The following is a 13,222-nucleotide window of genomic DNA, read 5'->3' on the forward strand; positions in this document are numbered from 1 at the left end:
GGTAAATTGCCGGTAAAGGCGCTTTGCTATTTAGCCGCCAGTGCTTATCGTTCAGCCTCCTGTAGAAAAAGCCCACGCGCCCAATGGTTGATCATTCCATGCAATCCTCCGCTTCCCGTAGTCCTCGTCGCTGGCTGTTCGGCCTGCTCGTCCTGTTGGTCATCGCTGCCCTGTGCTGGAAATTCTGGCCCGGTGGTGCTGCACCCAAAGAAGGGGCAGGGCAGAAAGCCGCGGTGGGCCATACGGGGCGCGCCGGCGGGATGCGGCCCGGCTTCGGTGGCGCGGCCGGGGCGGTGCCGGTGCGTGTGGCGCCGGCGGTCAAGGGCGATTTCCCGTTGTATTACCGGGCGCTGGGCACGGTGACGGCGTTGAACACCATCAATGTGCGCAGCCGCGTGGGCGGCGAACTGATCAAGGTGTCGTTCGAAGAGGGGCAGATGGTCAAGGCGGGCGACCTGCTGGCGGAAATCGACCCGCGTCCCTACCAGAACGCCTTGCTGCAGGCCGAAGGCACCTTGCTGCAGAATCAGGCACAACTGAAAAATGCTCAGGTCGACGTCGAGCGTTATCGCGGTTTGTATCGCGAAGACAGCATCGCCAAGCAGACCCTGGACACCGCCGAAGCATTGGTGGGCCAATACCAGGGCACGGTCAAGACCAACCAGGCGGCGGTCAACGACGCCAAGCTCAATCTCGAATTCACCCGCATCCGCGCACCGATTGCCGGTCGCGTCGGCCTGCGTCAGCTCGACGTCGGCAACCTGGTCGCCGCCAACGACACCACGGCGCTGGCGATCATCACCCAGACCCAGCCGATCAGTGTCGCCTTCACCTTGCCGGAGAACAGCCTCGACGTGGTGCTGGCCCGCTATCGCAGCGGCGCCAGGCTGCCCGCTGAGGCCTGGGACCGTGGCGACGCCAAATTGCAGGCCACCGGCGTGTTGCAAAGCCTCGATAACCAGATCGATGTCGCCACCGGCACCCTGAAATTCAAGGCGCGCTACGAAAACCGCGACCAGGCGCTGTTCCCCAACCAGTTCGTCAACGTCCACTTGTTGGCCGACACCCTGAAAGACGTGGTGCTGGCCCCGGCGGCAGCCATCCAGTTCGGCACCAACGGTACGTTCGTCTATGCGATGGACGGTGACAAGAAAGTCACGATCCGCCCGTTGAAGGTCGGCGCCAGCGATGGCGAGAACACCGTTGTCATCGAGGGCCTGAAGGCGGGTGAACGCGTCGTCCTGGAAGGCACCGACCGCCTCAAGGAAGGCAGCGAAGTGGAAGTGGTCAACGACACCAAGGACGTACCGACCTCGCCGACCGGGCACCTGCAGGGCAAGTCGGCGGCCAGCACGACTGAGCCGGTCACCACCGACAAGGCGAAAAAGGGCGGCGCATGAATCTCTCGCGGCTGTTCATCCTTCGCCCGGTAGCCACCACCCTGAGCATGCTGGCCATTGTCCTGGCCGGCCTGATCGCCTACCGATTGTTGCCGGTGTCGGCCTTGCCCCAGGTCGACTACCCGACCATCCGCGTGATGACGCTCTATCCCGGCGCCAGCCCGGATGTCATGACCAGCGCGGTGACGGCACCGCTGGAGCGCCAGTTCGGGCAGATGCCGGGCTTGACCCAGATGGCCTCGACAAGCTCCGGCGGCGCCTCGGTGCTGACCCTGCGGTTCAGCCTCGACATCAACATGGATGTCGCCGAGCAGGAGGTGCAAGCCGCGATCAATGCCGCGACCAACCTGTTGCCCAAAGACCTGCCGGCTCCGCCGGTGTACAACAAGGTCAACCCGGCCGACACCCCTGTACTGACGCTGGCGATCACCTCCAAGACCATGTTGATGCCCAAGCTCAATGACCTGGTCGATACCCGCATGGCGCAGAAAATCGCCCAGATCAGCGGCGTCGGCATGGTCAGTATTTCCGGTGGTCAGCGCCAGGCGGTACGGATCAAGGTCAATCCCGAGGCCCTGGCGGCGGCCGGGCTGAACCTGTCGGACGTGCGCACGCTGATCGGCGCCTCGAACGTCAACCAGCCCAAGGGCAACTTCGACGGCCCGACGCGGGTCTCGATGCTCGATGCCAACGATCAACTGACCTCGCCCGCAGACTACGCCAACCTGATCCTGGCCTACAGCAATGGCGCACCCTTGCGACTCAAGGATGTGGCGGAAATCGCCGACGGCGCAGAAAACGAACGTCTCGCCGCCTGGGCCAATGAAAGCCAGGCGGTGTTGCTCAACATCCAGCGCCAGCCGGGCGCCAACGTCATCGAGGTGGTCGACCGGATCAAGGCCTTGCTGCCGAGCATCACCGATAACCTGCCTGCCGGCCTCGAGGTCACCGTCCTCACCGACCGCACCCAGACCATTCGCGCTTCCGTGACCGACGTCCAGCACGAATTGCTGATCGCCATTGCCTTGGTGGTCATGGTGACCTTCCTGTTCTTGCGCCGGGCCAGCGCGACGATCATTCCGTCGGTGGCGGTGCCGCTCTCGCTGATTGGCACCTTTGGCGTGATGTACCTCGCCGGTTTCTCGGTCAACAACCTGACCCTGATGGCCCTGACCATCGCCACCGGTTTCGTGGTGGACGATGCGATCGTGATGCTGGAGAACATTTCCCGCTTCATCGAAGAGGGCGACAGTCCGCTGAATGCGGCGCTCAAGGGCGCGAAACAGATCGGCTTCACCCTGGTGTCCCTGACGCTGTCGCTGATTGCCGTACTGATTCCGCTGCTGTTCATGGCCGATGTGGTAGGGCGTCTGTTTCGCGAGTTCGCGATCACCCTGGCGGTGGCGATCCTGATTTCCCTGGTGGTGTCCCTGACCCTGACGCCGATGATGTGCGCGCGGTTGCTCAAGCGTGAACCCAAAGAGGAAGAGCAGGGCCGTTTCTATCGGGCCAGCGGTGCGGTCATTGATTGGATGATCGAGGCTTACGGGCGCAAGTTGAAGTGGGTTCTCAAGCACCAGCCGCTGACATTGCTGGTGGCCGTCGGCACGCTGGCGTTGACCGTGTTCCTTTACCTGGTGGTGCCCAAGGGCTTCTTTCCGGTCCAGGACACCGGGGTCATCCAGGGCATCTCCGAAGCGCCGCAGTCGATCTCCTTTGCGGCGATGAGCGAGCGCCAGCAGGCGCTGGCCAAGGTGGTCCTCGCCGACCCGGCCGTCGAGAGCCTGTCGTCCTACATCGGTGTCGATGGCGACAACTCGACGCTCAACAGCGGTCGCCTGTTGATCAACCTCAAATCCCACGGCAATCGTGACCTCAGTGCCTCCGAGGTGATTGCCCGCCTGCAACCGGAAGTGGACAAGCTGGTCGGCATTCGCCTGTTCATGCAGCCGGTGCAGGACCTGACCATCGAAGACCGCGTCAGCCGTACGCAATACCAGTTCAGCATGTCATCGCCGGATGCCGAGTTGCTCAGCCTGTGGAGCGGCCGCCTGGTCGAAGCCCTGGGCGAGCGCCCGGAGCTGGCCGACGTCGCCAGCGATTTGCAGGACAAGGGATTGCAGGTCTATCTGGTGATCGACCGTGACGCCGCTTCGCGGGTCGGGGTGTCGGTGGCGAATATCACCGATGCGCTGTATGACGCTTTCGGCCAGCGCCAGATTTCCACCATCTACACCCAGGCCAGCCAGTACCGCGTGGTGCTGCAATCGCAATCGGGCGAGAAAATCGGCCCGGACGCGCTGAACCAGATCCACGTCAAGACCACCGATGGCGGGCAGGTGCGCCTGTCCAGCCTGGCGCACATCGAGGAGCGGCAGGCGCAACTGGCGATCACCCATATCGGCCAGTTTCCGGCGGTCATGATGTCCTTCAACCTGGCGCCTGGCGTGGCGCTGGGGCATGCGGTGCAAATCATCGAGCAGGTGCAGCAGGACATCGGCATGCCAGTCGGCGTGCAGACCCAGTTCCAGGGCGCGGCGCAGGCGTTCCAGGCGTCCCTGTCGAGCACCTTGCTGCTGATCCTGGCGGCGGTGGTGACCATGTACATCGTGCTGGGCGTGCTGTACGAAAGCTACATCCACCCGATCACCATCCTCTCGACCTTGCCCTCGGCCGCGGTCGGCGCCTTGCTGGCCCTGCTGTTGAGCGGCAATGACCTGGGCATGATCGCAATCATCGGCATCATCCTGCTGATCGGTATCGTGAAGAAGAACGCGATCATGATGATCGACTTCGCCCTCGACGCCGAGCGTAACCAGGGCATGGACCCGCAAACCGCGATCTACCAGGCGGCGCTGCTGCGTTTCCGGCCGATCCTGATGACCACGCTGGCGGCCTTGTTCGGTGCCGTGCCGTTGATGCTCGCCACCGGCTCCGGGGCCGAGCTGCGTCAACCCCTGGGCCTGGTGATGGTGGGGGGCTTGCTGGTGAGCCAGGTGCTGACCCTGTTCACCACACCGGTGATTTACCTGTACTTCGACCGTCTCGGTCGGCGTTGGGGCCGTCCATCCGAGCCGGTGGAAGCGGTCGAGCAGCCATGAACCTCTCCGGACCTTTCATCAAGCGCCCGGTCGCTACCTTGCTGTTGAGCCTGGCGATCATGCTGCTCGGCGGCGTGAGCTTCGGCCTGTTGCCCGTCTCGCCGCTGCCACAAATGGATTTCCCGGTGATCGTGGTCCAGGCCAGTTTGCCCGGGGCCAGCCCGGAAGTGATGGCCTCGACCGTGGCCACGCCGCTGGAACGCTCCTTTGGCGCCATCTCGGGCGTCAATACCATGAGCAGCCGATCCAGCCAGGGCTCGACCCGGGTGATCCTGCAGTTCGATCTCGACCGCGACATCAACGGCGCGGCGCGGGAAGTGCAGGCGGCGATCAATGCTTCGCGTAACCTGCTGCCCAGCGGGATGCGCAGCATGCCGACCTACAAGAAGGTCAACCCGTCCCAGGCGCCGATCATGGTGTTGTCGCTGACCTCGGAGGTGCTGCAAAAGGGCCAGCTGTACGATCTTGCCTCGACGATCCTGTCCCAGAGCCTGTCCCAGGTGCAGGGTGTCGGTGAAGTACAGATCGGCGGCAGCTCCCTGCCCGCCGTGCGCATCGAGCTCGAGCCCCAGGCGCTGAACCAGTACGGCGTGGCGCTGGACGATGTGCGCAACACCATCGCCAACGCCAACGTGCGTCGCCCCAAGGGGTCGGTCGAAGACGGCGAGCGGCTGTGGCAGGTGCAGGCCAACGATCAACTGGAAAAAGCCAAGGATTACGAGTCGCTGATCATTCACTACGCGGACGGCGCAGCGCTGCGCCTGAAGGATGTGGCCAAGGTCAGCGACGGCGTCGAGGACCGCTACAACAGCGGTTTCTTCAACGACGATGCGGCCGTCCTGCTGGTGATCAACCGACAGGCCGGCGCCAACATCATCGAGACGGTCAACGAAATCAAGGCCCAGCTTCCGGCCTTGCAGGCCGTACTGCCCGCCAGCGTCAAGCTGAACCTGGCCATGGACCGCTCGCCGGTGATCAAGGCGACGTTGCACGAAGCGGAAATGACCCTGCTGATCGCCGTGGCCCTGGTGATCCTGGTGGTGTTCCTGTTCCTCGGCAACTTCCGCGCCTCGCTGATCCCGACCCTGGCGGTGCCCGTCTCGCTGGTGGGCACCTTTGCGGTGATGTACCTCTACGGCTTTTCCCTGAACAACCTGTCGTTGATGGCGCTGATTCTCGCCACCGGGCTGGTGGTGGACGATGCCATCGTGGTGCTGGAGAACATTTCCCGGCACATCGACGCCGGTGTGCGCCCGATGAAGGCCGCCTACCTGGGGGCCCAGGAAGTCGGTTTCACGCTGCTGTCGATGAACGTATCGCTGGTGGCAGTGTTCCTCTCGATCCTGTTCATGGGCGGGATCATCGAGAGCCTGTTCCGTGAGTTTTCCATCACCCTGGCAGCGGCCATCGTGGTGTCGCTGGTGGTGTCCCTGACCCTGACGCCGATGTTGTGCGCTCGCTGGCTCAAGCCGCACACGCCGGGGCAGGAAAATCGCCTGCAACGCTGGAGCCAGCGCACCAACGAATGGATGGTCGGCAAATACGCCACCAGCCTCGACTGGGTGCTGCGCCATCGACGCCTGACGTTGCTCAGCCTATTGGTGACAGTTGGGGTGAACATTGCGCTGTATGTGGTTGTTCCTAAAACATTTATGCCACAGCAGGATACGGGGCAACTGATCGGTTTCGTGCGGGGGGACGACGGTCTGTCCTTCAGTGTCATGCAGCCGAAGATGGAAATTTTCCGTCGTGCCGTGCTCAAGGACGACGCAGTGCAAAGCGTCGCCGGCTTCATCGGTGGCAGCAACGGTACCAACAATGCTTTCATGCTGGTGCGCCTGAAGCCGATCCAGGAACGCGGGCTTTCCGCGCAAAAGGTCATCGAGCGCATGCGCAAGGAAATGCCCAAGGTGCCCGGCGCTCAGTTGATGCTGATGGCGGACCAGGACTTGCAGTTCGGGGGCGGCCGTGAGCAGACGACCTCGCAGTATTCCTACATCATCCAGAGTGCTGACCTGAGCGAGCTGCGCAAGTGGTATCCGAAAGTGGTGGCGGCCCTCAGGGCCCTGCCGGAACTGACCGCTATCGATGCCCGGGAGGGCAGCGGCGCGCAGCAGGTGACGCTGATCGTCGACCGCGATCAGGCCAAGCGCCTGGGCGTCGACATGGACATGGTCACGGCCGTGCTCAACAACGCCTACAGCCAGCGGCAGATTTCGACGATCTACGACAGCCTCAACCAGTACCAGGTGGTGATGGAGGTCAATCCCAAGTACGCCCAGGACCCGATCACCCTCAAGCAGGTCCAGGTGATCACCGCCGATGGTGCGCGGATCCCGTTGTCGACCATCGCCCATTACGAAAGCAGCCTGGAAGAAGACCGCGTCAGCCACGAAGGCCAGTTTGCGTCCGAGAGCATTTCCTTCGACATGGCCGAAGGCGTGACGGTGGAGCAGGGCACGGCCGCGATCGAACGCTCGCTCGCCCAGCTCGGCATGCCCGAAGACGTGATCGTGAAGATGGCCGGCACCGCCGACGCCTTCGCCGCAACGCAGAAGAGCCAGCCATGGATGATTCTCGGCGCGCTGCTGGCGGTCTACCTCGTGCTGGGTGTGCTGTACGAAAGCTACATTCACCCGCTGACCATTCTGTCGACCCTGCCGTCGGCCGGGGTCGGTGCCTTGCTGTCGATCTACGTGCTGGGTGCCGAGTTCAGCCTGATTTCGCTGTTGGGACTGTTCCTGCTGATCGGCGTGGTGAAGAAAAACGCCATTCTGATGATCGACCTGGCGTTGCAACTCGAGCGACACCAGGGCCTGGAGCCGCTGGAGTCGATTCGCAACGCTTGCCTGCAGCGACTGCGCCCGATCCTGATGACCACCCTGGCGGCCATCCTCGGCGCCTTGCCGCTGTTGCTGAGCCGTGCCGAAGGTGCGGAAATGCGTCAGCCGCTGGGCCTGACCATCATCGGCGGGCTGATCTTCAGCCAGGTGCTGACGCTTTACACCACCCCGGTGGTCTACCTCTATCTCGACAAACTGCGCCATCGCTTCAACCGCTGGCGCGGCGTGCGCACCGATGCTGCCCTGGAAACTCCGCTATGACTGACCGTTCGCTTAACAACCTGTCCGCACCGCTGCTGATGGCCCGGGGCTCGCGTGTGCTGAGCCTGTCGCTGTGCGTGGCGCTGCTCAGTGCCTGCGCCATCGGTCCGGATTACCAGCGCCCGGCCACCGCCGCGCCGGTGCAGTACAAGGAAGCGGCCGGCTGGCGACAGGCCGCCCCGAGCGATTCCCTGGCTCGCGGGGCCTGGTGGGAGCTGTACGGCGATCAACAGCTCAACGGCCTGATCGACAAGCTCAACAGTGCCAACCAGACGGTCGCGCAGTCCGAAGCCCAGTACCGGCAGGCCCAGGCGCTGGTGCGCAGTGCCCGTGGTGCGTTTTTCCCGACGGTGGACCTGACCCTCGGCAAGAACCGTTCAAGCCAGGGCACCGGCAGCAGCAGTTCCAGCCTGAGCAGCACCTCCAGTGGTATTCGCAATACCTACACCGCCCAGGCCGGGGTCAGTTGGGAAGCCGATGTCTGGGGCAAATTGCGCCGTGGGCTGGAGGCTGACACGGCCAACGCCGAGGCCAGTTTTGCCGACCTGGCCGCGATGCGCCTGAGCCAGCAGTCGGAACTGGTGCAGAACTACCTGCAATTGCGGGTGATCGACGAGCAGAAACGCCTGCTGCAAGCGACGGTGGAGGCGTATCAGCGGTCGCTGAAAATGACTGAAAACCAGTACCGCGCCGGCGTTTCCGGCAAAGATGCGGTGGCTCAGGCACAAACCCAGCTCAAGAGCACCGAGGCGGACCTGGTCGACCTGATCTGGCAGCGGGCCCAGTTCGAGAACGCCATCGCCGTGTTGATCGGCCTGCCGCCCGCGCAATTCAGCGTGGCCGAACGCCAGGACATCCCGCAGCTACCTGACGTGCCGCTGAGCCTGCCGTCGCAGTTGCTGGAGCGACGCCCGGACATCGCCTCCGCCGAGCGCTCGGTGATCGCCGCCAACGCCAACATCGGCGTGGCCAAGGCCGCTTATTACCCCGACCTGACCCTGAGCATGAATGGCGGTTACAGCAGCAGCACTTCAAACGGGCTGTTCACCGTGCCCAACCGCTTCTGGTCGGTCGGCCCGCAACTGGCCATGACCCTGTTCGACGGCGGTCAGCGCTCGGCGGAAGTCGACCGCAGCGAGGCGGCGTACGATGAAACCGTGGCCAAGTACCGCCAGACGGTGCTAGACGGCTTCCGCGAGGTGGAAAACTATCTGGTCCAGCTCAAGGTCCTGGAGAACGAGTCCGAGGTTCGCCAGCAAGCGCTGGATGCGGCGCGGGAGTCCCTGCGCCTGACCCAGAATCAGTACAAGGCCGGGCTGATCGCCTATCTGGATGTGGTGGTGGTCCAGGCCACGGCGCTGAACAACGAGCGCAGCATGCTGGACCTGTTGCAGAGCCGGTTGATTGCCAGCGTGCAATTGATCGCCGCGCTCGGTGGCGGGTGGGATGGCAATACCGAACTGTAATCACTCCTGTGGGAGCGAGCTTGCTCGCGATGCGGTTTCAAGACCACAACGGTTGGGTCTGACACACCGCTATCGCGAGCAGGCTCGCTCCCACAGTGGGGGTATTCATGCCGGCAATACGCGGCTCTGCGATGGATCAAACAAGCGTTTCATCGGCTTGCTGGCCTTTTGCTCATTTTGTCAGTGCGTTCTTTTGCGCAATCAGTACAATCGCCGATTTGCCCGCCAGGAATGGACGCAGTCAGTCAGGTCGTTTCGAGAAACCCCATGCTCATCGGTAGCTATTCCCCCTCGCTGGTTGTCATCTCGCTCTTCGTGGCGATCCTCGCGTCCTATACGGCGCTCGATCTGACCGGGCGCATTGCCACGGCCAAGGGCCGGGCGGTGCACTTCTGGACGGCTGGCGGCGCCTTTGCGATGGGGATTGGCGTGTGGTCGATGCACTTCATCGGCATGCTGGCGTTCGATCTGCCGATCGAGCTTGGCTACGACATCACGCTGACAGGCCTCTCTCTGCTGACCGCCATCCTGTCCAGTGGCTTTGCCCTGTGGCTGGTCAGCCAGTCACGATTGCCGCTATGGCAACTGGGCTTCGGTGCGTTGGTGATGGGCGCCGGTATCAGCGCCATGCATTACACGGGCATGGCCGCGATGCGCATGCAGCCCGGCATCGATTACGACCCCATGCTGTTCGCCGTGTCCTTGCTGATCGCCGTCGGCGCGTCGGGTGCGGCTTTGTGGATCGCCTTCCGCCTGCGCCTGCATACACCCTATGTCAGCCTGATCCGTGGCGGCGCGGCAATCATCATGGGCATTGCCATTGTCGGCATGCATTACACGGCCATGGCCGCCGCGCAGTTTCCCGACGGCAGTTTCTGTGGCGCGGCCACCACTGGCCTGAATGGCAAGGGCCTGGACAGCCTGGTGCTGGTGACCACGCTGGCGGTGCTGAGCATCGCGCTGCTCACGTCGATTCTCGATGCACGCCTGGAGGCCCGTACAGCCGACCTGGCTCATTCGCTGACCGAGGCCAACCGCGAACTGACCCAGCTGGCCCTGCACGACACGCTGACCGGGCTGCCCAACCGCGTATTGCTGGCCGACCGGATCGATCAGGCCATGTCGAGGGTGAAAGAGCAGGGCGGCTGTTTTGCCTTGATGTTCATCGACCTGGACGGCTTCAAGCCGGTCAACGATGCGTTCGGCCACCACATGGGCGATCTGCTGCTACGTGAAGTGGCACTGCGTCTGCGCGAGGACTTGCGCAGCCAGGACACCCTGGCGCGGATTGGCGGCGATGAATTCGTCTTGCTGGTGCAGTTGGTCAGCGAGCATGACGCGCTGAGTCTCGCCGAGCGCCAGGTCGGGCTGGTCGGGCGCTCGTTCCGCGTCGCCGAACATGACTTGCAGATCTCCGCGAGTGTCGGCATCGCCCTTTATCCGGGCAATGGCCACAGCGCCGAGGAATTGCTGATGAACGCCGATGCGGCGATGTATCACGCCAAGGGGGCGGGGAAGAACGGATACAGCTTCTTCGATGCCTCGATGAACAGCAACGCGCGCAAACAACTGCAATTATTGCAGGAACTGCGCAACGCACTGGATCAGCAGCAGTTCAGGCTGCATTACCAGCCCAAATTCGATGCCAGCAACGGCCGCGCCGTCGGCGCCGAGGCTTTGTTGCGTTGGGAACACCCAACCCACGGCCTGTTGTTGCCCGACAAGTTCATCGATCTGGCAGAGAAGACCGGACTGATCATTCCGATCGGCGACTGGGTGCTCAACGAAGCCTGTCGGCAGATGCGCGAGTGGTTTGTGCTCGGCTACACCCATTGGCGTATCGCCGTGAACCTGTCCGCGTTGCAGTTCTGCCACGCAGGGCTGGTTCAGAGCGTGGCCAGGGCCCTGGCCACGCACCATCTGCCAGCCAACTGTCTGACCCTGGAAATCACCGAGACCACGGCGATGAGCGACGCCGATGCCAGCATGACGGTGCTCAATGAGCTTTCGCAGATGGGCGTCGACCTGTCCATCGATGACTTTGGCACCGGCTATTCAAGCCTGATGTACCTCAAGCGCCTGCCGGCCAACGAGCTGAAGATCGACCGCGGGTTTGTCCGCGACCTGGAGCGCGACAGCGACGACGCGGCCATCGTTTCGGCGATTGTCGCCCTGGGGCAGGCGCTGGGCCTGCGAATCGTCGCCGAAGGGGTGGAAACCGACGTGCAACAGGATTTCCTGACGCAGCTCGGTTGTGACTCGCTGCAAGGCTACCTGCTGGGGCATCCGCTGCCGGCGGAGCGGTTCCTGTCGGACATTGTCCAGGCGGAGCGGCTGGCGGCAGGCTGAAAATCCCGGTCGCAGTCATCGGGCGTCTGCACGCAAGCTGCCACAGCTCATGCAAAACCGGCCAATGGCGGTTATTCTTGGCCCCGACTGCATACGCTTGAACGGGGAAACGCTCGCATGGACAAAGTCATTGTCATCACCGGCGGCAGCCGCGGTATTGGTGCCGCCACGGCACAACTGGCCGCCGAACAGGGCTATCGGATCTGCATCAACTACCAGTCCGATGAAGAGGCGGCGCATCGCGTGCTCGAGCAAGTCCGCGCTCTTGGCGCCCAGGCCATTGCGGTACGTGCCGATGTCAGCAACGAAGACGAAGTGATTGCCCTGTTCAACCGGGTCGACGCCGAGCTGGGCCGGGTCACGGCACTGGTCAACAATGCGGGCACGGTGGGGCAAAAGTCCCGGGTCGACGAAATGTCCGAGTTCCGTATCCTCAGAACCCTCAAGACCAACGTCCTGGCGCCGATCCTCTGCGCCAAGCACGCCATCCTGCGCATGTCACCCAAACACGGCGGGCAGGGCGGCAGCATCGTCAACGTCTCCTCGGTCGCCGCGCGCCTGGGGGCGCCGAACGAGTACGTGGATTACGCCGCGTCCAAAGGCGCACTCGACACCTTCACCCTGGGCCTGTCCAAGGAGGTGGCGGGCGAAGGTATTCGCGTCAACGCCGTGCGCCCTGGCTACATCTACACCGACTTCCACGCGCTCAGCGGCGATCCGGATCGGGTCAGCAAGCTGGAGTCGGCAATCCCGATGGCACGCGGCGGCCGGCCGGATGAAGTGGCGGAGGCGATTGTGTGGCTGTTGTCGGACAAGGCTTCCTACGCGACGGGGACGTTCGTGGATCTGGGGGGCGGGCGTTAGTCCCAGGATTACCTGTGTTTGTCCTGGCGTTATCGCGAGCAGGCTCGCTCCCACAGTGCAGAACATCCAGAGTCAACTGTGGGAGCGAGACTGCTCGCGATGAAGTCTGCCCGGGCGACGCGACCGCACAATCCGCCCCAGCGCCTTATTTCTCGATGACCCGCAGCACCATCGGTATGGATGGCCCCAGTTTGCCGTCCACATTGCTGGAGTAGTACTGAACCACGATCAGCCCGCCGGGTTCCGTGAGCGCCAGGATATTCGGGCCGATCAGTACATGTTCACTGACCCCGAAGTTCTCTTGGTAAAGCAGTCGCCCGTTTTTTCCATAACTGCGCCAGAGTGCATGAAGGATGTGTGCGTGGTTTGGAAATGCAAGTGTCAACCCCGGTTCGGGCATGTTGATCGGGTCAAACTGGTTAGGATCAACCCCGGGTGTAGTGGCTGGTGGAATACTCTTTTCAGGTGCTGTTACGGCGAAATTGGTAATGCCCGACTCCCTGACAGGTCCTGTCGCGGGCAGCACCTCGTACCACAGCTTGCCCCTGATCAGGTCGCCGGGCACGGCGTTGTCGGCAATCAGGCTATTCGGCAACACGAACAAAACGGCACGTCCCGGGTCATTGACGATAAAAGAGTCGGTGTGACTGGTTTTCGCCTCGAAATACAACCTGTACGTGTCATGTTTTTTTGTGTCCGTGTCGGTTTCTATCAGCACGAACGTGCCTTCTGGCAATGTGATGCCAGGATAAACAAGGCTGTCGTCATAGTTGAACATCAGCATTGGCGAGGGCGCCGCTGCGGCCGCCGAGACGGGCCTGTTGGCTTGAGCGATAAGATTGTTCATGGGGATTTCCAGGGCAATTGGACGGTGAACGTCAGATTGAAAACCGGCGAAAATTCATCCGCTGCTGATCAGTTAATGCCCCGGAAATATT

Annotated in this window: 7 protein-coding genes; 6 read left to right on the forward strand and 1 reads right to left on the reverse strand. The window is 62.8% G+C overall.

The genetic code is table 11. From position 1 onward, the window contains the following. The first annotated feature begins 83 nt into the window (after nucleotides 1–83). The 6 genes from IB249_RS22265 (at nucleotide 84) to IB249_RS22290 (ending at nucleotide 12,284) form a co-directional block, all read left to right on the forward strand. Nucleotides 84–1,400: an MdtA/MuxA family multidrug efflux RND transporter periplasmic adaptor subunit gene (locus IB249_RS22265; protein WP_192307880.1), complete on the forward strand. Its 1,317-nt coding sequence runs from the start codon at nucleotides 84–86 to the stop codon at nucleotides 1,398–1,400. After that, nucleotides 1,397–4,501 carry an MdtB/MuxB family multidrug efflux RND transporter permease subunit gene (locus tag IB249_RS22270; protein ID WP_192307881.1) on the forward strand — a complete coding sequence of 1,035 codons (3,105 nt, stop codon included), beginning with the start codon at nucleotides 1,397–1,399 and terminating at the stop codon, nucleotides 4,499–4,501. The genes IB249_RS22265 and IB249_RS22270 overlap by 4 nt, the downstream gene beginning before the upstream one ends. Then, nucleotides 4,498–7,605 (forward strand): efflux RND transporter permease subunit, encoded by a 3,108-nt coding sequence (locus IB249_RS22275; RefSeq protein WP_192307882.1) that lies wholly within the window; start codon nucleotides 4,498–4,500, stop codon nucleotides 7,603–7,605. Before IB249_RS22270 ends, IB249_RS22275 begins: the two co-directional genes overlap by 4 nt. Beyond that, nucleotides 7,602–9,071, forward strand: a complete 1,470-nt coding sequence (locus IB249_RS22280; protein WP_192307883.1) for an efflux transporter outer membrane subunit — start codon at nucleotides 7,602–7,604, stop codon at nucleotides 9,069–9,071. Before IB249_RS22275 ends, IB249_RS22280 begins: the two co-directional genes overlap by 4 nt. 267 nt (nucleotides 9,072–9,338) lie before the next feature. Next, nucleotides 9,339–11,420 carry a putative bifunctional diguanylate cyclase/phosphodiesterase gene (locus IB249_RS22285; RefSeq protein ID WP_192307884.1) on the forward strand — a complete coding sequence of 694 codons (2,082 nt, stop codon included), beginning with the start codon at nucleotides 9,339–9,341 and terminating at the stop codon, nucleotides 11,418–11,420. A gap of 117 nt (nucleotides 11,421–11,537) precedes the next feature. Then, on the forward strand, nucleotides 11,538–12,284 hold the full coding sequence (locus IB249_RS22290) for an SDR family oxidoreductase (RefSeq protein ID WP_192307885.1): 747 nt from the start codon (nucleotides 11,538–11,540) through the stop codon (nucleotides 12,282–12,284). 145 nt (nucleotides 12,285–12,429) lie between these two features. On the opposite strand, the gene IB249_RS22295 is transcribed toward IB249_RS22290, so the two are convergent. Beyond that, nucleotides 12,430–13,131: a hypothetical protein gene (locus IB249_RS22295; protein WP_192307886.1), complete on the reverse strand. Its 702-nt coding sequence runs from the start codon at nucleotides 13,129–13,131 to the stop codon at nucleotides 12,430–12,432. Between the last annotated feature and the right edge of the window lie 91 nt (nucleotides 13,132–13,222).

The sequence above is a fragment of the Pseudomonas sp. PDM04 genome (assembly GCF_014851765.1).
In the GTDB taxonomy this organism is placed as follows: domain Bacteria; phylum Pseudomonadota; class Gammaproteobacteria; order Pseudomonadales; family Pseudomonadaceae; genus Aquipseudomonas.

Coding starts and splice junctions, on each gene's coding strand:
- IB249_RS22290 (WP_192307885.1), top strand. CDS start 11,538: ATGGACAAAGTCATTGTCATCACCGGCGGCAGCCGCGGTATTGGTGCC.
- IB249_RS22265 (WP_192307880.1), top strand. CDS start 84: ATGGTTGATCATTCCATGCAATCCTCCGCTTCCCGTAGTCCTCGTCGC.
- IB249_RS22295 (WP_192307886.1), bottom strand. CDS start 13,131: ATGAACAATCTTATCGCTCAAGCCAACAGGCCCGTCTCGGCGGCCGCA.
- IB249_RS22285 (WP_192307884.1), top strand. CDS start 9,339: ATGCTCATCGGTAGCTATTCCCCCTCGCTGGTTGTCATCTCGCTCTTC.
- IB249_RS22275 (WP_192307882.1), top strand. CDS start 4,498: ATGAACCTCTCCGGACCTTTCATCAAGCGCCCGGTCGCTACCTTGCTG.
- IB249_RS22270 (WP_192307881.1), top strand. CDS start 1,397: ATGAATCTCTCGCGGCTGTTCATCCTTCGCCCGGTAGCCACCACCCTG.
- IB249_RS22280 (WP_192307883.1), top strand. CDS start 7,602: ATGACTGACCGTTCGCTTAACAACCTGTCCGCACCGCTGCTGATGGCC.